The organism is Flavobacterium geliluteum, from assembly GCF_017948595.1.
Classification (GTDB): Bacteria; Bacteroidota; Bacteroidia; order Flavobacteriales; family Flavobacteriaceae; genus Flavobacterium; species Flavobacterium flavipigmentatum.
In genome coordinates this window covers 82,000-107,033 of record NZ_JAGFBV010000009.1, presented here as the reverse complement: position 1 = coordinate 107,033, position 25,034 = coordinate 82,000, and the positions used below count along the sequence as shown (strand labels likewise).

The 25,034-nt window shown below is 34.8% G+C and carries 24 protein-coding genes; 10 read left to right on the top strand and 14 right to left on the bottom strand.

Annotation, left to right across the window (positions count from 1 at the left end; all coding sequences use genetic code 11):
* The first annotated feature begins 108 nt into the window (after positions 1-108).
* The 3 genes from J3495_RS07650 to J3495_RS07640 all read left to right on the top strand — a co-directional run bounded on the left by J3495_RS07650 (position 109) and on the right by J3495_RS07640 (position 2,193).
* Positions 109-957 carry an NAD(P)H-hydrate dehydratase gene (locus J3495_RS07650; RefSeq protein WP_210665966.1) on the top strand — a complete coding sequence of 283 codons (849 nt, stop codon included), beginning with the start codon at positions 109-111 and terminating at the stop codon, positions 955-957.
* Between the two features lie 80 nt (positions 958-1,037).
* Entirely contained in the window at positions 1,038-1,820 is a 783-nt protein-coding gene (locus J3495_RS07645; protein ID WP_210665984.1) for a HipA family kinase, read from the top strand.
* Entirely contained in the window at positions 1,810-2,193 is a 384-nt protein-coding gene (locus J3495_RS07640) for a DUF3037 domain-containing protein (protein ID WP_210665965.1), read from the top strand. Before J3495_RS07645 ends, J3495_RS07640 begins: the two co-directional genes overlap by 11 nt.
* A 287-nt stretch (positions 2,194-2,480) precedes the next feature.
* Here the strand turns inward: J3495_RS07640 and J3495_RS07635 are convergent, their stop codons facing one another.
* A complete protein-coding gene (locus J3495_RS07635; RefSeq protein WP_210665964.1) occupies positions 2,481-3,590 on the bottom strand; it encodes a pectate lyase family protein in 1,110 nt (369 codons plus the stop codon).
* Between the two features lie 228 nt (positions 3,591-3,818).
* Here J3495_RS07635 and J3495_RS07630 point away from each other — a divergent pair, with 228 nt between their 5' ends.
* Complete coding sequence (locus J3495_RS07630) at positions 3,819-4,388, top strand: Crp/Fnr family transcriptional regulator (RefSeq protein ID WP_210665963.1); 570 nt, start codon at positions 3,819-3,821, stop codon at positions 4,386-4,388.
* A 103-nt stretch (positions 4,389-4,491) separates the two neighbouring features.
* Here the strand turns inward: J3495_RS07630 and J3495_RS07625 are convergent, their stop codons facing one another.
* Positions 4,492-4,998, bottom strand: coding sequence for a GNAT family N-acetyltransferase (locus tag J3495_RS07625; protein ID WP_210665962.1), 507 nt, complete (start codon positions 4,996-4,998; stop codon positions 4,492-4,494).
* Positions 4,999-5,306: 308 nt separating this feature from the next.
* Here J3495_RS07625 and J3495_RS07620 point away from each other — a divergent pair, with 308 nt between their 5' ends.
* The gene (locus tag J3495_RS07620) at positions 5,307-6,350 is read left to right on the top strand and encodes a glycosyltransferase family 9 protein (RefSeq protein WP_210665961.1); all 1,044 of its coding nucleotides are present in this window, start codon (positions 5,307-5,309) and stop codon (positions 6,348-6,350) included.
* A gap of 206 nt (positions 6,351-6,556) precedes the next feature.
* On the opposite strand, the gene J3495_RS07615 is transcribed toward J3495_RS07620, so the two are convergent.
* From J3495_RS07615 to thrA, 4 genes are all read right to left on the bottom strand, one after another.
* Positions 6,557-6,970 carry a VOC family protein gene (locus J3495_RS07615; RefSeq protein WP_210665960.1) on the bottom strand — a complete coding sequence of 138 codons (414 nt, stop codon included), beginning with the start codon at positions 6,968-6,970 and terminating at the stop codon, positions 6,557-6,559.
* A gap of 672 nt (positions 6,971-7,642) precedes the next feature.
* Positions 7,643-8,932, bottom strand: a complete 1,290-nt coding sequence (gene thrC / locus J3495_RS07610) for a threonine synthase (RefSeq protein ID WP_210665959.1) — start codon at positions 8,930-8,932, stop codon at positions 7,643-7,645.
* Positions 8,933-9,047: 115 nt separating this feature from the next.
* Complete coding sequence (locus J3495_RS07605; RefSeq protein ID WP_210665958.1) at positions 9,048-9,968, bottom strand: homoserine kinase; 921 nt, start codon at positions 9,966-9,968, stop codon at positions 9,048-9,050.
* Positions 9,969-10,113: 145 nt separating this feature from the next.
* On the bottom strand, positions 10,114-12,561 hold the full coding sequence (thrA, locus tag J3495_RS07600) for a bifunctional aspartate kinase/homoserine dehydrogenase I (protein ID WP_210665957.1): 2,448 nt from the start codon (positions 12,559-12,561) through the stop codon (positions 10,114-10,116).
* A gap of 646 nt (positions 12,562-13,207) precedes the next feature.
* Between thrA and hutH the strand changes: the two genes are divergently transcribed.
* From hutH to J3495_RS07585, 3 genes are read left to right on the top strand one after another with little or no spacing between them, the layout of a single operon-like run.
* Entirely contained in the window at positions 13,208-14,722 is a 1,515-nt protein-coding gene (hutH, locus tag J3495_RS07595) for a histidine ammonia-lyase (protein ID WP_210665956.1), read from the top strand.
* Between the two features lie 48 nt (positions 14,723-14,770).
* Positions 14,771-15,415: a DUF47 domain-containing protein gene (locus tag J3495_RS07590; protein ID WP_210665955.1), complete on the top strand. Its 645-nt coding sequence runs from the start codon at positions 14,771-14,773 to the stop codon at positions 15,413-15,415.
* Positions 15,416-15,448: 33 nt separating this feature from the next.
* Positions 15,449-16,789 carry an inorganic phosphate transporter gene (locus tag J3495_RS07585; protein ID WP_210665954.1) on the top strand — a complete coding sequence of 447 codons (1,341 nt, stop codon included), beginning with the start codon at positions 15,449-15,451 and terminating at the stop codon, positions 16,787-16,789.
* 107 nt (positions 16,790-16,896) lie between these two features.
* Here J3495_RS07585 and J3495_RS07580 read toward each other — a convergent pair whose 3' ends face one another.
* From J3495_RS07580 to J3495_RS07550, 7 genes are all read right to left on the bottom strand, one after another.
* Positions 16,897-18,213 carry a serine hydrolase domain-containing protein gene (locus tag J3495_RS07580; protein ID WP_210665953.1) on the bottom strand — a complete coding sequence of 439 codons (1,317 nt, stop codon included), beginning with the start codon at positions 18,211-18,213 and terminating at the stop codon, positions 16,897-16,899.
* Positions 18,214-18,218: 5 nt separating this feature from the next.
* Entirely contained in the window at positions 18,219-18,827 is a 609-nt protein-coding gene (locus J3495_RS07575) for an HAAS signaling domain-containing protein (RefSeq protein WP_210665952.1), read from the bottom strand.
* The gene (locus J3495_RS07570; RefSeq protein ID WP_210665951.1) at positions 18,824-19,159 is read right to left on the bottom strand and encodes a PadR family transcriptional regulator; all 336 of its coding nucleotides are present in this window, start codon (positions 19,157-19,159) and stop codon (positions 18,824-18,826) included. Before J3495_RS07570 ends, J3495_RS07575 begins: the two co-directional genes overlap by 4 nt.
* Before the next feature lie 185 nt (positions 19,160-19,344).
* Positions 19,345-20,097: a triose-phosphate isomerase gene (tpiA, locus tag J3495_RS07565; RefSeq protein WP_210665950.1), complete on the bottom strand. Its 753-nt coding sequence runs from the start codon at positions 20,095-20,097 to the stop codon at positions 19,345-19,347.
* A gap of 53 nt (positions 20,098-20,150) precedes the next feature.
* Positions 20,151-20,645 (bottom strand): TlpA family protein disulfide reductase, encoded by a 495-nt coding sequence (locus J3495_RS07560; protein ID WP_210665949.1) that lies wholly within the window; start codon positions 20,643-20,645, stop codon positions 20,151-20,153.
* Between the two features lie 315 nt (positions 20,646-20,960).
* Positions 20,961-22,061 carry a BT_3928 family protein gene (locus J3495_RS07555; protein ID WP_210665948.1) on the bottom strand — a complete coding sequence of 367 codons (1,101 nt, stop codon included), beginning with the start codon at positions 22,059-22,061 and terminating at the stop codon, positions 20,961-20,963.
* Positions 22,062-22,121: 60 nt separating this feature from the next.
* Complete coding sequence (locus J3495_RS07550; RefSeq protein ID WP_210665947.1) at positions 22,122-22,661, bottom strand: DUF1599 domain-containing protein; 540 nt, start codon at positions 22,659-22,661, stop codon at positions 22,122-22,124.
* 151 nt (positions 22,662-22,812) lie between these two features.
* Between J3495_RS07550 and folP the strand changes: the two genes are divergently transcribed.
* Together folP and J3495_RS07540 are read left to right on the top strand one after the other, a co-directional pair.
* Positions 22,813-23,637, top strand: coding sequence for a dihydropteroate synthase (gene folP, locus J3495_RS07545; protein WP_210665946.1), 825 nt, complete (start codon positions 22,813-22,815; stop codon positions 23,635-23,637).
* Between the two features lie 149 nt (positions 23,638-23,786).
* Entirely contained in the window at positions 23,787-24,437 is a 651-nt protein-coding gene (locus J3495_RS07540; protein ID WP_210665945.1) for a hypothetical protein, read from the top strand.
* Positions 24,438-24,481: 44 nt separating this feature from the next.
* Here the strand turns inward: J3495_RS07540 and rlmH are convergent, their stop codons facing one another.
* Positions 24,482-24,955, bottom strand: a complete 474-nt coding sequence (gene rlmH, locus J3495_RS07535; protein WP_210665944.1) for a 23S rRNA (pseudouridine(1915)-N(3))-methyltransferase RlmH — start codon at positions 24,953-24,955, stop codon at positions 24,482-24,484.
* Between the last annotated feature and the right edge of the window lie 79 nt (positions 24,956-25,034).

Genomic DNA, 25,034 nt, shown 5'->3' with positions numbered 1-25,034 from the left:
AAAAACAAAAAGGATGCCGTTTTTATCAGGGCTAGGGCATCTCGATAATCAAGTAATAGTCGGCTTTTCAAAGAAAATTACGTAAATTTAAGGAAAATTGTATTCCAAATGATAATTCCAATTCCCATCACAAAACAAGAGATACTAAAGATTTACAAACCAGTAAATCCTGTTACACACAAAGGAATTCAGGGACATGTGGTGATTATTGCGGGGAGTTATGGCAAAATAGGAGCAGCGGTTCTAAGTTCTAAAGCCGCTTTAAAATCGGGCTGCGGTCTCGTCACTACTTTTGTGCCCAAATGTGGCTATGAAATCCTGCAAATGGCTATTGCCGAAGTGATGGTCGTGACCGATGCAAATTCTAATTTCATTACCGATATTCAACTTCCAGTAATTCCTCAGTCAATCGGAATTGGTCCGGGATTAGGGCAGGAGCAAGCTACTCAAAAAGCAGTATTCAAATTTCTAGAAAATAACATTTTGCCTTTGGTGATCGATGCAGATGCCCTCAATATTTTGGCGCAAAACCCATCTTGGTTAGGGTTATTGCCTCCAAATAGTATTTTGACACCGCATCCGAAAGAACTCGAACGGTTAATAGGCAAATGGCAATCGGAGACTGAAAAGTTTGAAAACACAATTGCTTTTTCAGAAAAGTACAACGTAATCATGGTCATGAAAGGCGCTCCAACCCACATTGTTTTTAAAAATACAATTTACCAAAATACAACCGGAAACGCCGCTTTGGCAACAGCAGGAAGCGGTGATGTCCTTACGGGTATCATCACAAGTTTATTAGCGCAAGGTTACGAACCGCTACATGCAGCCCAACTTGGTGTTTTCCTCCACGGATTAACAGCAGATATTGCGCTGCCAGAAACAGGTTATCAATCTTTTACAGCATCTGATATTATTGCGAATTTAGGAAAAGCGTTTTTAAGTTTAGAGAAATAATTTAATCGCAAAGGAGTTCGTTAAGAATTGCGGAAAACCTTTTGACCTTTGCGGTTCAATAAACAAAATTGTAGATTTGTATTATGAAAAACTTCGATCTCAGAACCGTAAACGTAACGCGTTACATTACTCCTTTGCGAGAAGGAGGTTCTTTACCAGCTTTGGCAGAAGCCGATGACGATTTTAAATATGTCTTAAAATTCAGAGGGGCGGGTCACGGTGTAAAAGCCCTGATTGCAGAACTGGTGGGTGGTCAAATAGCCAAAGCATTGCAACTTCAATTGCCCGAATTGGTTTTTGCAAATCTCGATGAAGCCTTTGGAAGAACCGAAGCCGACGAAGAAATTCAAGATTTGCTACAAGGCAGTCAGGGACTCAATCTGGCACTTCATTTTTTGTCTGGTGCCATCACTTTTGATCCCGTTGTGACTACCGTTGATGCCAAACTTGCTTCGCAAATAGTGTGGTTAGATGCTTATATTACAAACGTAGACAGAACTTTCAAAAATACCAATATGCTGATCTGGCACAAAGAATTATGGCTGATCGATCATGGAGCTTGTCTCTATTTTCATCATTCCTGGAACAACTGGGAGCAACATGCAAAAAGTCCTTTTGCTCTTATGAAAGACCATGTTTTATTGCCACAGGCGTCACTTTTGCAAGAAGTTGATGCTGAGTTTAAAAAACTTCTGACTGCTGAAGCATTGGAAGCAATTGTCAATACGATCCCGCTAGAATGGCTGGAGTGGGAGGATACCGATGAATCTCCCGAGGCTTTGCGAAATATCTATTTGCAGTTTTTGACAACTCGTTTAGATCATTCAGAAATCTTTGTAAATCAAGCGCAAAATGCAAGATAGTCACTTATATGAGTATGCCGTAATTCGTGTGGTACCAAGGGTGGAACGCGAAGAATTCCTGAATATCGGAGTGATTTTGTTTTGCAAAAAAGCCAAATTTATAAAAGTGCTCTTCCATATTAATGAAGTAAAAATAGAAGCACTTTCTAATGATTTTGATATCGAACAACTCAAATGTAATTTGACCGCTCTGGAAAAAATAGCTAATGGTGCCAAAGATGGCGGCCCCATTGCAGCGATGGATATTCCGTCGCGTTTTCGCTGGTTAACTGCGATTCGCAGTTCGGCGATACAAACATCACGACCGCATCCGGGACTCTCTTTAGATTTAGAGAAAACAATGCAACGTTTATTTGAAGAATTAGTATTGTAAAAAGCAATTTATTAGTTTTTTAAATCTGATCATTTACTGTTTTTTGTTTCTAATTTTAGGCTTTTACAGAATTATTTGTGTCATAACTCGTAGGCAAATCTATTCTCTTAAAAAAGGAATAACCCTATTTTTGATATAAGTAAATAATAGTTCAGGGTTAATTTGAACTTTGTATTGCTTATATCAAAAATAGGGTTAGACAAAACCAAAACTTAATAACTACTATTATTTTTAAAACTAAAGTTTTAAAAATTGGTAATAGAATTGTGGTTTCTTTTTTTGAAAAATTAGAAAGAACCGCAAGTATTACCTGAGAATGTAGCGCCCGCTCCACCAGTAACATCCGCTTTTACTGCCGAAGCCGCAAGAGTTACGATAGTGTAAGGAGGTGTAAAAGCTGTTTTGCTTCCTGCTGTATTTCCGCTAGTATTAGTAAACACGTTTCCAACTGCTGTAACAGCTGTAAAACCGGTCATTAAATCAATAGGAGTTTTTACGCCTTCAAAAACATTGTTCTCTACTTTAATATCAGCTTCAAATCCTGCAGCGATACACTTATTGCTTACGGTGCTGTTAAAGTAGTTATTGATCAAATGTACTTTTCCAAAACGAACTCTTGGCATTCTTTCTTTGCAGCCAGGAGCCCACCAGCAACGAGCAAAAGTAATTCTTAGTTTCCCGCGATCTGCAGTTGCGCCATCGCTTGAACCTATTAAGTTTGAATATCTGTGATCATCCGAACCTCCTGAACCTCCAGCTTTTGGTGGTTTTAAATAACCAAATTTGCAATAAGAAACCGTAATATAATCTGATTTGTTTTTGATGTCAAAGTTGCCATCTACACCATCTCTAAATTCGCAGTGGTCTACCCATACATTTTGGCAATCGTCCAAAATAGCGTTGTCCCATCCGTCGGTGTCATAAGCACCGGGTCCTTCAAAAATAAGATTTCTGATAATTAGATTTTTACATCTTTTGATGTTGATGATACCTGAGCCATCTTTTGTCTGGTTGGTAGAAACCAATTTTGCTCCGCTTGTACCATAAATAGTTTTACCGGTTTGGTCTTGCAGTGACAATCTTGTTGTTACCGTAATAGTCCCCGTAACTTTGATTACTTTTACAGAACTGCTTTCTATGGCAGATTTTAATTGAGCGTAAGTAGTAACCGTTGTTTCGGCGGACGTTCCTCCACCAAGTGTTCCTCCGTTTTGAGAGGCCCATCCCGGAACTTGAGCACAATTACCCACTTTTGCTGTAAAGTCAGTTGTTGTAGGTACTGTTGTTTCTACAGTTGTTTCAGCATTTGCTGTCGAAGCCATTTCTTCGGTATTACATCCCGTAAGACCGATCATCAGTGCCATTAAAAGCGCTGAACATTTTGATTTAAAATTCATAATAAAAAATTTGAGGTTATAAATAGTTAACAGTACAAATCTGATTATAAAAACCGAGAGAAAAGTTGAACTTGTTCAACGTTTTAAAAATAATTAGGGCAAAAATATTTTTTTAACAGTTGTTAGTTTACAAAAAAGGACAAAAAAAGTACATTTGCGTAATCGATTACATTATTTTAATTTTTTCCGTTATTTAAAATAATTTAGAAAGAAATAAAAACAAAAAACATGTACCAGTCCCTCAGATCAAGTATTGAACGAAAAATAACTCTCAGCGATGAAGAGTGGCGGTGTATTGCAGAAAAAGTAGAATTTATTAAATTGAAGAAAAATGAATTCCTGCAAATTCAGGACTCCAATAGTTCTTATGAAGGCTTTATTCTTAAAGGAGCATTCAAAACTTATATTCTGAATGATAACGGAACAGAAAGTGTGATTTTTTTCTCTTTCGAAAATGAATGGATGTGTGATATCGAAAGTTTTTATCATCAAAAACCAACTACCTACAATATAAAAGCGATAGAAGACAGCGAGATATTGGTCATTAATAAAGCTAATAAAACCCTCTTATTTAAGGAGGTTCCCAAACTAATTCAGTTTCATATTTTAATGGTCGAAAAAGCCAACATCGCCATACAACAGCGGCTTTTGGATGTTTTGAACAAAACCGGCAAAGAAAGATACCTGGATTTTATAAACAAATATCCACACAAAATAAAAACCGTCAACAACAGAAATTTATCCTCGTATTTGGGGGTTTCTCATGAATTTTTATCGAAGATTAAGCGTAGTTGTTAATTTATTAGCACCTAAGGTTCTTAGATGCTGAGTTGCTAAGGTTTTTTTATTGATTTATATTAAAAACCCTTTCGCGAAATTTGCGATTAACCTGAAATAAAAATTAAACCTTTTTCTCTAGATAAATAAATTCTAAAGGTTCTTTTGAAGTGGTAATGTGAATATCACTTTCTGGAAAAGCTTCTCTTGCGCCCGTATCTTCATAACCGTGACGTTTGTACCAGGCAATCAGCTCTTCGCGAACCGAAATTACGGTCATGATAATACTCGACAATCCTAAAGCTTTGGCATGATTTTCTGCTTCGGCCAACATCTTTTTGCCAATGCCGCTATTTTGCAATTCGGGCGAAACGGTGAGCATTCCCAAATACAATTGATCTTTTTTTACTACCAGTAAAACCGAACCGATAATAGTGTTTTCCTGAGTATATTTCAGTATCGTATTTTTAGGGTCTAATATGGTTTGTGTCAATTCTTCTTCGGTGGTTCTTTTTCCTGAGAGGATATTGGCCTCGGTAGTCCAGCCTTTTTTAGAGGTTTCGCCTCTGTAGGCCGAATTGATTAAGGTATGTAATGCGGGAACGTCTGCTAATGTTGCTATTGAAATCATGGTTTTTTAATTATAATTTTCAAAGGTACATTGTTTTTGGGAGACTCTATATTTTTATAAGTGGCTTCGCTCGATTTATAAAAGAAAAACTTCTTTTGAATACTTTGACATTTTCTGTTACAAAGTAGCTGCTTTTTTGTTGCAAAGGCCTTCATTGGTAAATCTAACGAAAATTGCATTTGGTCGACAGTTTCTTTCATTTGGAATAAATAATATTTTTTCGCTCAATATTGTGTCTAATTTTGGTAGAGAAAAGCAGTAGCATCTGCTCAGAGACCTAAAAAAATAACCTTTAGCAACGCAATACGATGGAGTATATTATTGATACAAAAGCAAAGATAAATGGCTATAGACACAGTGTACTGAGTCTTGTAACCAAAGTAGTTTCGAAGGAAAATAAAATGGGCATTATTGCACCAAATTGCGAAAGTATCACTAAGATATTAGTTGTAAGACCCGAACATAGTTTAGGAAATCAATTGCTGTTGTTGCCTTTGGTGACCGAATTGCAAAATCAGTTTCCGAATGCCGCTATTGAATTATTTGTAAAAGGAAAGGTGAGTTTTACCATTTTTAAATCGTATAAAAATGTGTCGATCATTTCTTTGCCTAAACATCATTTTAGAGACATTTTTTTGTACTTATTTACTTGGCTAACATTACCTTTTAAGCGTTATAACTTGGTCATCAATGTTGTAGAAAATTCTAATTCTGGAAGACTGGCGACACGATTGGTACATTCGAAAAATAAAATATACACACATTGTGCTTATCCTTTTATCAAGACAAACAAACACATTGCGCTTAAACCAATTATTGCCCTAAGAACTTATATGGATAGCGGTATGATTATGAACTATAATTTTTTTCCAAAATTAGATTTACGATTAACACCTTTAGAAGTAGAAGAAGGACTTGATTTAGTTTTTGATGTCCTACATACGACCAAGAAGGTAATAGGTTTGTATACGGCGACAACCGGTGAAAAAGAATATGATAGTGACTGGTGGGAGGAGCTTTACAACGGTTTAAAAAATACATTACCCGATTATGATTTTGTCGAAATTTTGCCCGATACCAAGCGATCTAATATCAAGGATAAGATTCCGAAATTTTTTAGTCCTTCTATCAGAGAAATGGCTGGTTTTATTGATAATTTACAACTGATTATCAGTACAGATGGCGATATTATGCATTTGGCAAACGCTACTAGTACGACGACTATTGGTTTATTTAAAACCACAGACAAAGAAGTGTATGGCCCTTATGGCAATAATAATTTGGCACTCAATACCAATGACTTGACCATACAAACCATTATCGAAAAGATCAAGATACTTCTTGAAAAATAAGAAGCTCCTCAGAAAAATAGAGAAAGCAAACCAGCAAGAAAGCAGCAATCTAAAAAAGGGTATAACTCAGAAAACTCAAAAAGGAATTTGAATAGAGAGAGAAATTATTTTCATAATGAATGTTATTGTTTTTTTATGGTGTTAGAAGGGAAATGCCTCCTATTAATGGAGGCATTTTTTGTATTATTGTTTTTTTGAAAGATTTTTTATTCGTTAGGTTCCCATAATTCTATTTTATTTCCATCTGGGTCAAGTAGGTGAACAAATTTTCCGTACTCAGAATTTTCAATATCATCTAGTACGGTCGCACCATTGCTTTTAAGTTGCTTTACAAGTTCTTCAATATTTTGCACGCGATAATTGATCATGAATTCTTTTTTTGAAGGAGCAAAATATGCGCTCCCTTTTGTAAAAGGCGACCATTGCAGCATGTTTATTTCTTCAGGGTTATCGATATTTCTAGATTCAAAACTGGCACCATAATCATTTGTTTCAATTCCTAAATTCTTATCGTACCAAGCTCTTGTTGCTGCTGGATCGTCAGAAAAAAAGAAAATCCCTCCAATTCCGTTTACTTTCGGGTTTATGTCTTTATTTGTATCGTTGTTTTGCTCTTTCATTATTTTAGTTTTTTAGTTGTACTAATGTAAGAATTAAAGTTGTCATTCTATACAATATATTGGATCCTTTTATTGCTTTATATATGCAAGTTCTGACACTTTAAGCAGAATTAATCAAGGTGCTTAATGCGGGAATATCGGCTAATGTTGCTATTGAAATCATGGTTTTTCTGCTATGTTGTTTGGTTGTAAGTGGCAAAGAGAGACTGTTTTTTGGAGACTCTTTCGATTTATAAACTACTTCGCTAGTTTTATAACTTGCTTCACGAATTTTATAAACTGCTTTGCTAGTTTTGTAAATTACTTCGCTAAGTTTATAAATTGCTTTTCGAGTTTTGTAAACTGCTTCGCAAGATTTATAAAATGCTTCGCTAGGTTTACAACTTGCTTCGTAAGTTTTATAAATTACTTCGCAAGATTTACAAACTGCTTCGATAGGTTTATAACTTGCTTCACGAGTTTTGCAAATTGCTTCGCTAGTTTTTTAAAACAGCAGCTTTCATTTTAGTATAAAAGACCACGACAATATAGCTACTTATGTTTAATAGTGTGGTTAAAAAAATATAGTATTGAAAGGTAAAAAACGTATTCAAAAATAAAAAAGAAAGCCACAACTTACATCAAAATATATTGGTTGTATGTTGTGGCTTGTATTTTAAAACAGTAAAAAAATTATCGTAAAAAGGCTTTCAAATCCTCATAATTAGAAATTTTTACACTAACTTTTTCTTCGTTTATCACGCTTTCAATTTGTGTCGGAATTGTGAGCGTAATGCCCAAAGCAGGTTCGACCACATCTAGGAATTTAATGGGATGTGCCGTTTCTAAGAAAACACCAATGGCATTATCGTGTTTTTGCAATTGTTTTTTAAGCCCTAAATAACCAACAGATCCGTGTGGTTCTGCGATATATCCGCTGGTATTATAAATTTGTTTTAAGGCTTCCAAAGTTTTATCATCGGTGAAACTGTATGAAGAAAAATCTTTTTCGAAAGCAGCTAAATCATTGTTGTATAATTCTTGAATTCTCACAAAGTTACTTGGGTTGCCAACATCCATAGCGTTAGAAATCGTTGCTTTTGAAGGTTTTGGGTCGTATTCTCCACTTGCTAAGAATCTTGGTACCGTATCGTTTACGTTGGTAGACGCTACAAAATGCTCAATTGGCAAGCCTAATTTTTTTGCCATGATTCCGGCACAAATATTTCCGAAATTTCCACTCGGACAAGAGAAAACCAAAGGTTTGTTTAGTTTTTTTAAAGCTTTGTAAGCAAAGAAAAAATAAAACATTTGTGGCAGCCAGCGCGCAATATTGATAGAATTGGCCGAAGTAAGGTTTTTGTGAGCCAAACTCTCGTCTAAAAAAGCTTTTTTGACCATGTCCTGACAATCATCAAAAACACCATCAACTTCTAGGGCTTTGATGTTTTTTCCGAGAGTCGTTAACTGTTTTTCCTGAATATCACTTACTTTTCCTGACGGATATAAAATGACAACATCGACACCAGCTACGCCTAAAAATCCGCTGGCAACAGCACCTCCTGTATCTCCCGAAGTCGCTACCAAAACCGTATTTTTACTGTCTTTTTCGTCTTTATTAAAGTAGGCTAGACAACGCGACATAAAACGGGCACCAACATCTTTGAAAGCCATAGTTGGGCCATGAAATAATTCTAGAGAATAAATATCTTTTTCAACTTCAATGACCGGAAAATCAAAGCTTAAAGTGTCGGCAATTATTTCTCTTAAATGGGCTTCTGGAATTTCATCACCAATAAACTGATGTATGACATCATAAGCAATGTCGTGATGACTCAGATTTTCGATTACATTAAAAAACACAGGATTTAAAGGTGTAATGATTTGCGGAAAATACAATCCTTTATCACTTGCTAATCCTTGAATTACAGCTTCTTTAAACGAAACTTCTGGTGCATTATGGTTTAAGCTAAAGTATTTCATTGTTTTTAAGTTCTTAGTTCTTAAGTTATTAGTTCCTAGTCCCTAGTCCTTAGTCTTAATTTCAATCTTTAGCTTTTGCAACTAAGGACCAATTACTAAGAACTAAGTACTCATTTTAAATAATTCTCACGCCATCAGGATTTATTTTCGAAACGTGAATTTCATAAGGCAAATTCATTTTTTCGTATACGTCGCTCATCGCTTTGGCAATTTGATCTGCGGTATTTTTTCCTCGGCTTAAAGCAAAAATAGAAGGGCCAGAACCTGAGATTCCAGAGCCCAAAGCACCGTTTTCTAAAGCCGTTTGTTTGATTAAATCAAAACCAGGAATCAAAACGCTACGCAACGGTTCTACGATTTCGTCATGAAGCGAACGCCCGATTAAATCATAATCTTTGGTGTACAACCCTGCAATTAACCCACCTACATTTCCCCACTGCATGATGGCACTTTTTAGGGAAACCGTTTGTTTTAAAACAGAACGGGCATCAGAAGTTTTTAACTCAATTTGAGGGTGAACAACCGTTGCGAACAATTCTTCAGGACTGTCAATCCTGATAATATCCAGTGGATGATAACTTCGCACCAGCGTAAAACCTCCCAAAAGGGCAGGGGCAACGTTATCGGCATGTGCATTTCCGCTGGCTAATTTTTCGCCTTGCATGGCAAATTGCACCAAATCTTTGCGAGAGTAAGGTTTTCCTAATAATTCATTGATGCCAAAAACAGCTCCTGCAGCACTAGCAGCACTACTACCAATACCGCTTCCGGCTTTGATGTGTTTGTAAATTTCGATTTCAAATCCGCAATCCACTTCTAAGGTTGCCAGCATTGCTAGAGCAGCTACTCCCGCAACATTTTTATCGGTTTCTAAAGGCAAATCGGCACCTATAATTTTAGTAATGCGAACACCTTTTTGTTCTACTTTTCGAACAATCATTTCGTCACCTGCATTGTCCAGGCAAAGTCCCAGAACGTCAAATCCACAGGAAAGATTCGCGATTGTAGCTGGGCAAAAGAGTTTTATTTCTGTCATTTTTTTTAAGGTTCAGAGTAGCAAAGGCTCAAAGGAACAAAGGCTTTTGCAACTCAATATTTTTATTTTAGGCATAGAGATCAAAGAGGCAAAGCGACAAAGTGAAAAACCTTTGAACCTTTGCTACTTTGAGCCTTTGCACCTTTTATATGTTCCCAATACGAATTACATCTGCAAAAATACCAGAGGCGGTAACGGCAGCACCAGCTCCGGCTCCTTTTATTAATAATGGCTGATCTACGTAGCGATCGGTATAAAAGAGGACGATATTGTCTTTTCCTTCTAAATTATAAAAAGGATGATCTTTAGGAATAAATTGCAGGCCAACGCTTGCTTTTCCGTTTTCGAATTGCGCTACATATTTCAATCTCGAATCTTTGCTGAGTGCTTCTTCATAGATTTTCTCAAAATGAGGAGCATGTTTGATTAAAGAGGTAAAAAAGGCTTCGTTATTAGTCGTTGCCAAACATTCGGCTGGCAGGAATGATTCGTTGGCAATGGCGTCAATATCCATTTCGTAACCGCTTTCGCGAATGAGAATCAGTATTTTGCGTGCTACGTCAATTCCGCTGAGGTCAATTTTCGGATCAGGCTCGGTAAAACCTTGCACGCCCGCTTCTTTTACCACATCGTGAAACGAGTTATTTTTATCAAAATTGTTAAAGATAAAATTCAGACTTCCAGACAAAACAGCCTGTATTTTATGTACTTTATCACCAGAAGCAATTAAGTTTTTTACCGTATCGATAATCGGTAATCCCGCACCCACATTGGTTTCAAACAAAAATGGAGCATTGTATTGACGAGACAAGCTCTTTAGTTTTTTATAATTATCATATGCCGATGAACAGGCAATTTTGTTGCAGGTTATTACCGCAATGCTTTCTTTTAAAAATTGCTCGTAAGTTTCAGAAACGCTTGCATCGGCTGTAATATCTACAAAAATACTGTTGCGTAAATTGAGTTCTTTCGCACGGGCAATAAATGCTTCTTTTTGGGCAGTTTCGCCATTATCTAAAGCCGCTTGCCATTCTTTTAGAGAAATTCCGTCTTCGTCAAAAAGCATTTTTCTAGAATTTGACAACGCAATTACGCGAACGTTTATCTTTAAATTATCTTTTAAAAATTTTCTTTGATTGTGAATTTGCTCGATGAATTTTTCTCCAACGTTTCCAACACCCATTACAAACAAATTGAGTTGTTTGGTGTTTTCTTCAAAGAAGTTTTCATGTAGGGTATTCAATGCTTTTTTTACGTCTCTTTCGTTAATTACTGCCGAGATATTTCTTTCAGAAGCACCTTGCGCAATCGCACGAATGTTGACATTGTTTTTTCCTAAAGTGCTAAACATTCTTCCGCTCAGACCTTGGTGATTTTTCATATTTTCACCGACCAAAGCAATAATACAAAGGTTTTTTTCTACAATACACGGATCGATTTTGTTTTGTAAAATCTCAATTTCAAAAGCTTTATTGATGGCAATTTCGGCATTATCAGCATCCGAATTTAGAATTCCGATACAAATAGAATGCTCCGAGGAGGCCTGAGTGATAAAAATAACATTGATTTTTTCGTGTGACAATACTTCGAACAATCGTTTTGAAGAACCTGACACACCAATCATTCCTGAGCCTTCTAGTGTTAAAAGCGAAATGTTGTCAATATGGCTGATACCTCTAACGGCTGTGCCATTTGCAGGTGCCTGATTGGTAATTAAAGTGCCTTCTGCTTGAGGATCAAAAGTATTTTTAATTAAAATTGGAATATTTTTCCGTAAAACCGGCTGTATTGTTGGCGGGTACAATACTTTGGCACCAAAATGCGACAATTCCATCGCTTCCTGATACGAAATAGTAGCAATTGGCTGGGCTTGTTTTACGATTTTTGGGTTAGCAGTAAACATTCCGTTGACGTCAGTCCAGATTTCAAGTTGTTCAGCATCAAGCGCTCCGGCAAGAATTGCTGCCGTATAATCTGAACCTCCGCGCCCCAAAGTAGTAGTGATGCCGTCGAGCGTTAAGGCGATGAAGCCCGGTAAAATATTGATTTGAGACTCGTTTTCTGCAAAATATTCCTGAATCAATTGATTTGAAATTTCAAAATTTACTACCGCTTTACCAAAGTTACTATTTGTTTTAATGATTTCGCGGCTGTCTTTGTAAACAGAGTTTTTATTAATTTGATGATACGCTTGCGCAATGATATAAGACGAAAGCAGCTCTCCAAAACTCAAAATAGTATCGGCAGTTCTCGGAGATAATTCGCCTAATAAAAAACAGCCATCCAGTAAAGTTTCCAGATGATTGATTATTCTTTTGATATGGCTCAACAAACTGCTTTGTTCGCTTACCGGAATTAATTCTTTTAGCGTATCCAGGTGTTTTTTCTCAATTTCGGCAACGATTTCTCTAAAACTTTCATCGTTAGCGGCTGCTTTTGCTGCTGCCAGTTGCAGTAAATCGGTTACTTTGCTTAATGCCGAAACGACTACTGCTAGTCTTCCTTCTTTTGAATTTTGATTAATAATTTCTAGAACGAGTTTTATATTTTGTGCATTGGCTACCGAAGTTCCGCCAAATTTTAATACTTTCATTTTGATATTTTTTTCTTTTAAAGCAAATGTTTTTATGTATCCAATGACTCTCTTCTTTCGAGAAAAAAGTATAGATAACCAAGGATTGTATGTAAAATGTATACCCCTAAGGGGTAGTAGTAGTCGTAGTAGATGTTGTAGCAGCAATTGCAACTCTGTTTTGAGTTGTCATTGTAGATAGATATTTGTAGCTGTTACTTTTCATTTCTTATTTTCAAAAGTACAGTTTTTTATAAAAGAGAAAAACCTTTATTTTCTTTTTGCGAATATTTCAATAATTCAAAAAGTACCAATTTAATATTACGTATTTACTAAAATTAAATCTTTAAGGTTACCGTATTCGTATAATTTTACTTATTTTTTTGATGCTATAAACTGAATTTCAAAGATTTATTTTATAAAAAAGGAATAAAAAAATACCTACTTTGTCCTATATGTTAAGTAGAATATATTTTTGTAAATGATTTTTTTGAAATTTAAAGAGACAGCGCAGGTAAAAAAAGTAAACATATGGTTTATTGCAGGGTTACGTTTGTTTACGGAATAAAAGGATAATTTATAAAAGGTTAAAATTTTAATTATTAGGAATAAAGGTTGCTTTTTAATATTGATTTGTTGAATTTTGAGCTCTCAAAATACAGATAAGATGAAAGAAATCCATTATATAAGTTCAGAATTATTGACATTAGAAGGTTTACAAGAAATAATTGTACATCAAAAAATGATTGAATTGTCTGACGAAGCCAAAATAAATGTTCAAAAATGCCGTGATTATTTAGATAAAAAAATGGCCACACATTCGGAGCCTATTTATGGAATCAATACTGGTTTTGGATCGCTTTGTAATGTAAAAATTTCGAACGAAAACTTATCACAGCTTCAGGAAAATCTCGTAAAATCGCATGCTTGCGGAACAGGCGAAGAAGTGCCATTAGAAATCGTAAAACTGATGTTGTTGCTTAAAATACAATCTCTAAGCTATGGCCATTCGGGAGTACAATTGCAGACTTTGAATCGCTTGGTAGATTTTTATAATAATGATGTTTTACCTATTATCTATACACAAGGTTCTTTGGGAGCTTCGGGAGATTTGGCACCTTTGGCACATTTGTCGTTACCTTTATTAGGAGAAGGCGAAGTGTTTTTTGAAGGCAAAAAAGTACATGCCAGCGAAGTTTTGAAACATTTTGGCTGGCAGCCGATCGTTTTGCAATCTAAAGAAGGTTTGGCTTTGCTAAACGGGACGCAATTTATGAGTGCTTATGGGGTACATATTTTGATGAAAGCCTACAAATATTCGTATTTGGCAGATCTAATCGGAACTATTTCGCTAGAAGCTTTTGATGGAAGAAGTGAACCTTTTAACGAATTGATTCATTTTGTGCGCCCTCATAAAGGACAAATTTTGACTGCACAGCGCATCAATGAGTTTTTGGAAGGAAGTGAAATTATTGCACAAGAGAAAAAGCATGTTCAGGATCCGTATTCTTTCCGTTGTATGCCGCAAGTTCATGGAGCTTCAAAAGATGCGATGGATTATGTTAGAAAAGTATTCAAAACCGAAATCAATTCGGTTACCGATAATCCCAATATATTTATAGAAGCCGATGAGATTATTTCGGGAGGTAATTTTCACGGTCAACCTTTGGCTTTAGCTTTAGATTTTATAGCAATTGCTTTGGCCGAATTAGGAAGTATTTCAGAAAGAAGAACCTATCAATTGATTTCGGGATTGCGCAATCTTCCTGCTTTTTTGGTAGATAATCCTGGTTTGAATTCCGGCTTTATGATTCCGCAATACACTGCTGCAAGTATTGCAAGTCAGAACAAGCAATTGGCAACTCCGTCCAGTGTAGACAGTATTGTTTCGAGCAACGGGCAAGAAGATCATGTAAGTATGGGCGCAAATGGAGCCACAAAAGCACTTCGTGTTATGGACAATTTAGAGCGTATTTTGGCAATCGAATTAATGAATGCTTCGCAGGCAATTGCGTATAGAGCACCCCTGAAATCAAGTGATTTTATCGAGATGTTTCTCAGTAGTTACAGAGAAGTTGTGCCTTTGGTAAAAGAAGACAGGATCTTGCATTACGATATCCAAAAGACCGTTGTATTCCTGGATAGTTTCCAAATAGAAAACGATTTGTTAACAATGGCTTAACATTGCAAATTAATATTGAAGTAATTTTGCGGTATCAAAAATATAAAAATGTCAATAAACAGTATTTTCCAATTTTTAGTGCCGAAAGACAAAAAATTCTTTCCACTTTTTGAAGAGGCTTCAAGCAATTTGATCGAATTGGCTTCTAATTTACACGAAGCTGTAAACCTTCCGTTGAAAGAAAGAGAAGTTCTTTTTCAGAAAATAGATGAGTTAGAACAAAGAGGAGAAGACATTACACGTCAGACTAATTTAGAGTTGAGTAGAAACTTTATTACTCCATTCGATAGAGAAGACATTCACACATTAATAACATCTATTGATAACGTGGCTGATTATTTGCATGGTGCAGCCAGCAGAATGAGATTATATCAGGTTGATAAAATTACAAAATCAATCAGAAAGATGACCGAAATCAACCTTGAGGCGTGTCAAAATATTGACAGTGCCGTAAAAGAGTTGAGCAACTTAAAAAACATGAATGTTATTAAGGAGGCATGTGCCAGAATTAATAAACTTGAAAACAAATCGGATAACGTTTATAACAAAGCAGTTTTTGAAATTTTTGAAAACGAAACAGACGCTAAAAATATTATTAAATATAAAGAAGTGTTATCTGTTTTAGAATCTGCAACAGACAAATGTAAAAGTGTTGCAAACATACTAGAATCTATTTCGGTAAAACATTCTTAAATTCAATTTATTTCATTCTGAAGTTATAATTTTATGACGCTACTTATAATTATTATAGTATTAGCTTTAATTTTTGATTACATCAATGGTTTTCATGATGCGGCAAATGCTATAGCTACAGTTGTTGCAACAAAGGTTCTAACGCCTTTTCAGGCCGTACTTTGGGCAGCTTTTTTTAACTTTTTAGCTTATTGGGTTTTCGGATTTGGTGTTGCAGATACAGTAGCAAAAACCGCACATACCATGGAGATTAATTTGGTAGTGATTTTGGCGGGTGTTATCGCGGCTATTTGTTGGAATTTATTGACATGGTGGTTAGGAATTCCTTCTAGTTCATCACACACTCTGATTGGTGGTTTTGCCGGAGCAGCTGTGGCTCACGCAATAGCAGTACACGGTTTTTCTGGTTATGTTGGCGAAGATGGAACTACACATTATTGGTACGAAATCGTAAGTTGGTACAAAGCAGGTAAAGATGGCGGAATGCCTTCGGGAGTTCTTATCATTATTGCCTTTATTGTTTTAGCACCATTATTGGGAGCATTAGCATCATACCTAATTTCAATCTGGTTGTTAAATGCTTCTCGTAAAGTTATTGGCCCTAAAATATTCACAGTTGTTTTAATGATCGCTACTGTATGGGTTGTTAGTCGCTTGATGGTTCCTTATGAAGAGATTGTTGAGCATGGAAAACCTCGATTTGATTCGCATTTTTGGAGCGTAGCTTTTGATCCGCATAATATCAAATGGCTTTTAGTGGCCTTTATTATCTTAACAGTAAGTGGTTTTTGTTTGATCTTTAGTAGTTTAAATCTACATCAGGCTGATGCTGCGCTAAAGAAAATGCAATTATTATCTTCTGCGGCTTTTAGTTTAGGTCACGGAGGTAATGATTCTCAAAAAGTAATGGGTATTATAGCAGCGGCTGTTGCAGTTTATATCAATACAAATCCGGGAGTTCACATGGCTTCATGGTTAGACGTTGTTCTGCCAAATGATGATATGGGTATAAAAGGTGTAATGCCGGGTTGGATTCCGTTAGCGTGTTATTCTGCAATTGCAGCAGGAACTTTAAGTGGTGGTTGGAAAATTGTAAAAACAATGGGTTCTAAGATCACAAAAGTAACTTCTTTTGAAGGTGTTGCCGCAGAAACAGCTGGAGCTTTAACATTATATTTTACTGAGCATTTAAAAATTCCAGTAAGTACAACCCACACAATTACAGGTTCTATTATTGGAGTTGGATTAACAAAACGTGTCTCAGCAGTTCGTTGGGGAGTAACCGTTAGTTTGATCTGGGCTTGGATATTGACTATTCCTATATCGGCAATTTTGGCTGGATTGGTTTATTTTATTTTAAGTATATTTATGTAAATAATGATTTTTGTAAAATGTGAAAGATAAAATCGCATTTTTAAAACATATAAAAAAAGCTAGTTTCAAATTCAGAAACTAGCTTTTTTTATGCTTTTATATTGCTTTTATTCTTTTGTAAATAAAAATTCTTTTCCTCCTTGTTTTAAAGTCATTTGTTTTTCACTGGCCTTAAATTCTAAGACGATCCCAGCCTGATCAAACTTAAAAACTGTTGCGCTACTTGCCTCTAGAGGAAATGCAGATTGACCAGTTGCTTGTGCCATCAAGGATGCGTCCTTTTTAGTAATGGTTATTTTTAGTGGAATTTCTAAACTGGCATAAGTGCCTAAATATTGATCTAATGTTTCGGGTTTTAATGTTACTTTTTCAAAATTAGGCATTTCAAAAGGTTTGTTGAAATAAGAACTCAACGCACATAAAATGATATTATTTAGATCGTAATTCAGTCCGTTTGAAGTAAGGGCAACCGCAAGTTTTTCTTTTTCGAAATAACTCAGTAAAGACCTGAAACCATCAATTCCACCGCTGTGTCCGTAACTTTTTCTTTCAAAATATGGATATTCAAACATTCCCATTCCGTATTTGTCTTTTATGGTTTTCATTAAATTTACATTTTCTAATGAAATTATTTTTCCAGCAAAAAGGTTTTCGATAAAAATAGTCAAATCTGTGGGGTTAGAAACAAGTGCTCCAGCGCCTTGTGGGATAGATAGGTCTGTTTCTGTGCTTTTTTTCCATTGTCCCGAAAAAGTATACGAGTTACACTCTTTTGTATCTAAATTGATTTTTCCTCCATAATACGTGTTTTTTAGTTGTAGAGGTTTGATGATTTTTTGGGTTATAATTTCGCTGTACGGTTTCTTGTAAACGTCTTCTAATATAAAAGTGAGTAGAATAAAATTCGAATTGCTGTAATCAGCTTTGGTATCAGGTTCAAATTCTATTTTTCCTGTAGCAATTCTTTCAATCATTTTCTCTTTTGACTGAAATTGGGTTTCCCATGAACTATAATCTTCATTGTTGGTAATATTATGAATTCCGCTTCGGTGATTTAATAAATTTGAAATCGTAATTTTATTAGCATTTTTTACCGTTGGAAAGTATTTGTCGATTGTTTGCTTGAGATTTAATTTTTTCTCTTCGATAGCTTTAAAAATTAAAGCCGTAGTGAACATTTTAGAAATAGAACCAATTCGGTATTTTGTATTTGTATCTGATTTTTTTGAAGTTGAGATGTTATCATATCCAACAGCATTCGAGTAAATGACTTTTCCGTTTTCAGAAACGGCGATGCTTCCCATGTATTTATTATTTTTATCTAAAAGCTGAAAGAGACTGTCGAGTCGTTTTGAGTTGAAATTTTGAGCAAATCCGCTTGTAAGAATAAAGGCAAGCAGTGAAGAAAAGATTAGTTTTTTCATAAGGGTTATTTTTGATTAATTGATTTTTTAAATTTTAATAAAAGGGTAATCAGAAAGTAAAACAAAAATGTAGAAAGGATCATGACAGGAATAAACCAATTGCCTAAAATTTCTACAGCATTACTATGCAATTTATCTTCAGGGCTCATCATTCCTAGTACAAAAATAGAAGCAGAATGCTCTTTTATAAATAAGCCAACGTGTTCTGGATTAAAGATCTTAGCAAAAATCAAAAATACAAATCCGAATAAAAACAGGTATAAAATAAAGAAAATGACATACGAAATTCCGTTGGTAAAATTCAAGATCAATGCTCTAAAAACATGAACAGGATTGAATGTTCTGGTAGCTTGTTCCAGTTTTTTATCTGCCACAAGCGGTTTCAATACTTCTTCAGGGGCTCCTAGTTTTTCAATAATATCTAAAAGTGAATCAATTTCGTTTGTGTTATTTTTGTACTGAATTGCTTCAAAAATATGACTGTTAAATTCCATATAGATGTCATCCTGATTATCTTTTGATAACGAATTTGTCGCTTTTTTGATGCGCTTCATATAATCGTTATAAATTCTCTGCGAAGCTTTTTGCTCAAATTGTATGGCTTCTATTTTCATTTGATGATTTTTTTGATTGATTTTTCTAAATTTTCCCAGTACACATTCATCTGACTTAAAGTTGCTATTCCGGCCGGGGTCAGCGAATAGTACTTTCTTGGAATGCCGGTTTCTTGCTCTACCCATTTTGAAATGACTAAATCTTCAGTTTTCAACCGATTCATTAACGGATAAAGTGTACCTTCTGCAATCTCTATTTCAGTGTGATTCCTTATTTGTTCAATAAGTTCATAGCCATAATACTCATTATTTTTGAGTACGTTCAGGATGATAAAGGTCAAAGTTCCTTTTTTTACCTGTGATTTCCAGTTTGTTACAAATGTCTCATTCATAAAGCAAATGTATAACAAAATACATAGTATAACAATGTATCTAAGTAAATATTTTTAAAATAATTGTTTAAAGTCTTAAAAATGAATTAGTTGTGTTTGATAAAAAAGATTAATGAGGTTGATTTTTATGAATAAAAAAAAGCGACACCGTTAAGTATCGCTTTCAATTTTATATAAATCTAAAATTAGATTGCAGTAACAATTGCTAAGAAATCATCAGCTTTAAGAGCAGCTCCTCCAATTAAACCACCGTCCACATCCGGTTTAGAGAAGATCTCTTTGGCATTATCCGGTTTTACAGAACCACCGTACAAAATAGAAACTTCATCGGCAATAGCTGCTCCAAAAGCTTTACGAACGGTTTCTCTAATAAATTCGTGCATTTCCTGCGCTTGTTCCGGCGAAGCCGTTTCTCCCGTTCCAATTGCCCAAACAGGCTCGTATGCCAGTACGATATTGGTCCATGATTCTTTTGCAATATGAAAAACACCATCACGTAATTGATTTTCGACAATATTAAAATGATTTCCTGATTGACGATCTTTCAATTCTTCTCCAAAACAAAAAATTACAGTCATTTCATGTTTCAAAGCAGTATCAACTTTAGATGCAATTAAGGCATCACTTTCGTGAAAAATAGCTCTGCGCTCAGAGTGGCCTAAAATCACAGTATTGACACCAACGCTTTTAAGCATGTCTGCAGAAATTTCTCCTGTAAATGCACCACCTTCTGCCTGATGAACGTTTTGTGCTGCAACTCCAATAGTTGTGTTTTTTACTTTTGCCACAGCAGCAGCTAAGTTTACAAATGTTGGTGCAACAATTACCTGAGCAGTAGTCTGTGCTGGTATTTTAGCAATTAATTCGTTTAGTAATTCTTCTGTTTGACCAGCATTTTTATGCATTTTCCAGTTTCCTGCAACAATTTTTTTCCTCATTTTGGTAGTTTTTATTTTTTAATTTTTGTTTTTATTGAAGTTACATCTCAAACTTATTTCAGGCTCGATAAAGTCTCATTGATTTTTTCAAAATCTGTTTCGATTGCTCGGTACAAAACAATCTTACCTGTTTTGTCAACAATGATGTATCTCGGAATCCAGTCAAGGTCAATGGCTTTTCCAAAAACACCTTTCATACCGTCATTCATCATAAAATGATCGCCCTTTAATTCGTGTTTTTCAATTCCGATTTTCCATTTATCAGCCGTTTTATCAGCCGAAAGGAATAAGTACGAAACATCTGGATTATTGGCTTGTAGTTCTTTTACTTTAGGCATTGCTTTTATACAATCGCCACACCAGGAAGCCCAAACTTCGATCACCAAAGTTTTTCCTTTGTATTTTTTTAAGATGTTTTTGAAAGTAACCTGGCTGTCATCTGTAGCTAATAATTTTTGAGATAAAGCCTCTTTAGAAAAATTTGTTTTTTGTGCCTGTGAGCAAGAAAAAGTTATAACGGCAAAAAGTAGTAGTGCTATTTGTTTCATTTTAATTTGTTTTAAACAAAGTTAATCAAACAATTTGAATGCCAAATGGAGATTAACAAAATTTGAACACTCCTTTATTTTATAACAAATCTTAAAATTTTGGTTAGAAAAAAGGTTCTGAAATCGTAATAGTAGGCCGCAAAAATGATGTTTTTAATATTTTTTTTTAGAAGAGAATTCCAAAAGGATAAAAAAAAAGTCTATTTTATATTCTGTAAATTGGTTTTGGAGAAAAAAAATAGCTTTTGACATAAAAAAAATCGGTAAAACACAAATGTGACTCACCGATTTTTTATGATTTAAGAAGAGAAAATATTATAATTTCAAGTCCTTAATATCGTTATAATGTACTTTCTGAATCACAGTTCCGTTATGTAAAACCACAATACTCGGATTGGCTCTTTCGATCGTTTTTAAGGTCGTGGCATCACAGAAATAAAAATCTACATTTAAGCCAAATTGTTTTTTTGCTTTTGCAATTTCATCAGCTCCAGAAGCCGTCATGGCAATTACCTTGTAGCCTTTTGCTTTTGCTTCCTGACTAAGTTTTTCTAATTTCTCCATTCCAGATTGTGCAGACAATTTCAAATCGTAGGTAACAAAAATCAATAGTTTTGATTCTTTTAGCAGCTCTTCTTTATAATCAGAATCGTCTTTTGTCATGGTGAAATCGTGAATTGGCGGCACATAACCTTCTGTGATTACTTTGTCTTTTCGGTCAACAAAAGTGGCTCCTTCGGGAATGTTCATCAAATCTTTTTCGCTAAATTCTTTATCAACGCCGTTTACTTTATAGATAAAAATCATTTCAACCACAGATTTTGGCGCTCCTTCTGGAATTTCCATTCCTTTTTCGATATTCGTTCCCACTTTGTAAGGACGGAAATCTTTTATAGGATTGTGGTTCAAAACCCAAACCGCCATAAAGGCACATAAGACCACACTTGCATACACTGTAAAATTGGTTTTTTGAGTTGTGAATAACGGTTTTATTAATTTTTGATTGAAAAATAAAATCAGAATAAAGAAAAGTAAAACGATATCTTTTGTAAACGATTGCCACGGTGTAAGGTGCAAAGCGTCGCCAAAGCAGCCACAATCTTTTACAACATCAAAATAAGCAGAGTAGAAGGTAAGGAAGGTAAAAAAGACAATTAAAATCAGTAAACTTCCAATCGTTATTTTTGACTTATATCCTACCAGCAACATTACGCCCAAAACCACTTCGAGAATAACCAAAATAATCGCCAATGCCAATGCCAACGGCTCTAAGAACGGCATGTTAAAAACTGGTTCGCTAAAATATTCTGCTAGTTTATAAGAGAATCCAACAGGATCATTAAGCTTTATTAATCCGGAAATGATAAATAATACTCCGACAAATAATCGGGAAAACTGAGTAAGGATGTTTTTCATATTTTAATTTTTTTTGCGACAAATCACAACACTTAAATAATGTAATTCGCAGCTTAATATTTATTTAATAGGATTTAAAATTAGGGCAAAAACAGCATAATTGATCATATCCTGATAATTGGCATCAATACCTTCAGAGACCAAAGTTTTACCTTTATTGTCTTCAATTTGCTTAACGCGAAGGAGTTTTTGGAGAATCAAATCTGTTAACGAACTTACACGCATATCGCGCCAAGCCTCGCCATAATCGTGATTTTTGGCTTCCATTAATTCTTTGGTCGCCTTAATTTTAGCATCGTACAATTCAGTTGCTTTTTCTACATCCAGATCAGGTTGATCAACAACGCCTAACTCTAATTGAATTAAAGCCATGATCGAATAATTGATGATTCCGATGAATTCTCCTTGTTCATCTTCGTCTACTTTGCGAATTTCGTTTTCCTGTAAACTTCTGATTCTTTGTGCTTTTATAAATATCTGATCGGTTAGAGAAGGCAATCTCAAGATACGCCAGGCGCTGCCGTAATCTTTCATTTTGTTGACAAATAAAGTGCGGCAAACTGTAATTACATTATCATATTCAAGGGAAGTATTCTTCATTTATTGCTGTATATTTGCTAAAATTTCTTCAAAAATAAGGATAATTTTTTAAGAGTTTCAAGTTTAAGGTTTTCTTTGTTTCAAGTTTTTTCTAAACAAAGTGTTAATGCCAACAACTTGAAACTTGAAACCTGAAACAAAAACAATAAAAATGCTGATTAACTGCAAAGGCCAACTGATTGATTTGTCGATTCCTAAAGTAATGGGAATTTTAAATGTTACGCCAAATTCTTTTTTTGATGGAGGAAAATATAAAAATGAGGAGCAAATTATCTCGCAAGTAGATAAAATGTTGTCTGATGGCGCCACGTTTATTGATATTGGCGCGTATTCGAGCAAACCAAGTGCCGAATTTGTTTCTGAAAAAGAGGAGATAGAACGTATTGTTCCCGTCATTAAAATTATTTTAAAGCATTTTCCTGAAGCTCTATTGTCAATTGATACTTTTAGAGCCGAAGTGGCAAAAGTGAGTTTAGAAAGCGGAGCAGCAATGATCAACGATATTGCCGCCGGAGAGTTAGACAATAAAATGTTTGACGTGATTGCAAAGTACAACGTTCCGTATATCATGATGCACATGCGCGGTAATCCGCAGACAATGCAAAGTCTAACGCAGTACGACGATATTGTAAAAGAAATGTTGTTCTATTTTTCTGAAAAAGTGCAAAAAGCAAGGAGTTTAGGAATTAACGATTTGATCCTCGATCCTGGTTTCGGTTTTGCCAAAACAACCGATCAAAATTATGAAGTTTTGCAAAAAATGGAACTTTTTAATATACTAGAATTGCCTGTTTTGGCTGGTGTTTCGAGAAAATCGATGATTTATAAAACATTGCAAACGACTGCGCAAGAAGCCTTAAACGGAACAACAGTTTTGAATACCATTGCATTGACAAAAGGGGCAAAAATAGTACGTGTTCACGATGTAAAAGAAGCGGTAGAATGTGTTACTTTGTTTAGTAAGATTAGTTTATAAGATAAATAAACACTTCAATTTGTCATTTCGACGAAGGAGAAATCTTCGTTGCAGAATCGACAAAGATTGGCTTTTCTTTACCGAGTTTCTTGCGGAGATTTCTCCTTAGTCGAAATGACATACCTTGTGTTTTTAAAAAATAAATAATTATGAAATATATTACTTTAATTATTACTTTAATTCTTTTTAGTTGCGGAAAAAAGGAAGATGTATTATTACCAAAATCCAATGTTTCTGTGGTAAAAGAAGTAGAGGATCATTCGCCTATTTACATCTTTTTTAAAATCGAAGGAAAAGACACAATCGCCGATGTAAACCGAAAAAACAGTATTATTTCGACCAATTGGATTTTTAATATCGACAAACGTCTGCCTTTAAAATTGGTAATTCCCGAAGTAATGAAGTTGCAGGAAAAAAAGCGCGGAGACAGCGCTCATAAAAATGAGAAAGCCGAGAATTATTACTCTTACGCCGATACTGTCGGAAAGAATTTAGCCTTTTTACCTTTCACGAAAGTGTATTATAAAATGGAAAATGTCAGTAAAAACAGCAGCCAATTGTATTTCAGAAAAAATGGGATGATAGAATATAGAGGTAGAAAAACGTATGATTTTCCTAAAAATAATTTGCAACCTTTTCTGGATAGCTTAGTAATAAATCCTAAAGCTGAAATTATATTTTCATACGATAAAAAGATGCTTTATGGAGATTATATTCAATGTAAAATATTGGTAAAAACGATAGTTGATAAAAAGATTCCTTTCGTTTTTATAAATGACGAAAAAGAGTATATCTACTAAATAATTTTAGGATTAACCAAAATCAACAAATCAACGATTAAACGTTATTGATGGTGATACGGTTCATTCCTTAAAATAGTAAATCCGCGATATAATTGCTCGATAAAAAACAAGCGTACCATTTGGTGTGAGAACGTCATTAGCGAAAGCGAAATTTTACCTTGCGATTTGCTGTAAACTGTTTCTGAAAATCCGTAAGGACCTCCGATTACGAATACCAGCGTTTTAATTCCTGAGTTCATCTTTTTTTGCAATTCTTCAGAAAAACCAACACTTGAGAAGTTTTTTCCGTTTTCATCCAAAAGAATTAATTGATCGGTTGGCGTTAGTTTCGAGAGAATCAATTCGCCTTCTTTTTCCTTTTGCTGGCTTTCAGATAAGTTTTTTACGTTTTTGATATCTGGAATGATCTCCAAATCAAATTTGATGTAAAACGACAAACGTTTGGTATAATCGTCTATCAAAGTCTGCAACGATTTATTGTCGGTTTTGCCAATGGCAATAAGTTTGATGTTCATTGTTTAGTTTTATTTTTTGCCACAAATTAAATGCATATTAAAAAATAATCCTTTTTACTCCTTTAATCTTTGGCATAAA

Excerpts from the sequence above, each read along its gene's own strand:
- J3495_RS07625 (WP_210665962.1), bottom strand. The coding sequence starts at position 4,998 with ATGATTTCAATAGCAACATTAGCAGACGTTCCCGCATTACATACCTTA.
- tpiA (WP_210665950.1), bottom strand. The coding sequence starts at position 20,097 with ATGAGGAAAAAAATTGTTGCAGGAAACTGGAAAATGCATAAAAATGCT.
- J3495_RS07570 (WP_210665951.1), bottom strand. The coding sequence starts at position 19,159 with ATGAATGAGACATTTGTAACAAACTGGAAATCACAGGTAAAAAAAGGA.
- J3495_RS07590 (WP_210665955.1), top strand. The coding sequence starts at position 14,771 with ATGTCAATAAACAGTATTTTCCAATTTTTAGTGCCGAAAGACAAAAAA.
- J3495_RS07550 (WP_210665947.1), bottom strand. The coding sequence starts at position 22,661 with ATGAAGAATACTTCCCTTGAATATGATAATGTAATTACAGTTTGCCGC.
- J3495_RS07630 (WP_210665963.1), top strand. The coding sequence starts at position 3,819 with ATGTACCAGTCCCTCAGATCAAGTATTGAACGAAAAATAACTCTCAGC.
- J3495_RS07605 (WP_210665958.1), bottom strand. The coding sequence starts at position 9,968 with ATGACAGAAATAAAACTCTTTTGCCCAGCTACAATCGCGAATCTTTCC.
- J3495_RS07650 (WP_210665966.1), top strand. The coding sequence starts at position 109 with ATGATAATTCCAATTCCCATCACAAAACAAGAGATACTAAAGATTTAC.
- J3495_RS07560 (WP_210665949.1), bottom strand. The coding sequence starts at position 20,645 with ATGAAACAAATAGCACTACTACTTTTTGCCGTTATAACTTTTTCTTGC.
- J3495_RS07580 (WP_210665953.1), bottom strand. The coding sequence starts at position 18,213 with ATGAAAAAACTAATCTTTTCTTCACTGCTTGCCTTTATTCTTACAAGC.
- rlmH (WP_210665944.1), bottom strand. The coding sequence starts at position 24,955 with ATGAACATCAAACTTATTGCCATTGGCAAAACCGACAATAAATCGTTG.
- J3495_RS07540 (WP_210665945.1), top strand. The coding sequence starts at position 23,787 with ATGAAATATATTACTTTAATTATTACTTTAATTCTTTTTAGTTGCGGA.
- J3495_RS07615 (WP_210665960.1), bottom strand. The coding sequence starts at position 6,970 with ATGAAAGAGCAAAACAACGATACAAATAAAGACATAAACCCGAAAGTA.
- J3495_RS07575 (WP_210665952.1), bottom strand. The coding sequence starts at position 18,827 with ATGAAAATAGAAGCCATACAATTTGAGCAAAAAGCTTCGCAGAGAATT.
- folP (WP_210665946.1), top strand. The coding sequence starts at position 22,813 with ATGCTGATTAACTGCAAAGGCCAACTGATTGATTTGTCGATTCCTAAA.
- J3495_RS07640 (WP_210665965.1), top strand. The coding sequence starts at position 1,810 with ATGCAAGATAGTCACTTATATGAGTATGCCGTAATTCGTGTGGTACCA.
- J3495_RS07585 (WP_210665954.1), top strand. The coding sequence starts at position 15,449 with ATGACGCTACTTATAATTATTATAGTATTAGCTTTAATTTTTGATTAC.
- J3495_RS07620 (WP_210665961.1), top strand. The coding sequence starts at position 5,307 with ATGGAGTATATTATTGATACAAAAGCAAAGATAAATGGCTATAGACAC.
- thrA (WP_210665957.1), bottom strand. The coding sequence starts at position 12,561 with ATGAAAGTATTAAAATTTGGCGGAACTTCGGTAGCCAATGCACAAAAT.
- J3495_RS07635 (WP_210665964.1), bottom strand. The coding sequence starts at position 3,590 with ATGAATTTTAAATCAAAATGTTCAGCGCTTTTAATGGCACTGATGATC.
- thrC (WP_210665959.1), bottom strand. The coding sequence starts at position 8,932 with ATGAAATACTTTAGCTTAAACCATAATGCACCAGAAGTTTCGTTTAAA.
- J3495_RS07555 (WP_210665948.1), bottom strand. The coding sequence starts at position 22,061 with ATGAAAAACATCCTTACTCAGTTTTCCCGATTATTTGTCGGAGTATTA.
- hutH (WP_210665956.1), top strand. The coding sequence starts at position 13,208 with ATGAAAGAAATCCATTATATAAGTTCAGAATTATTGACATTAGAAGGT.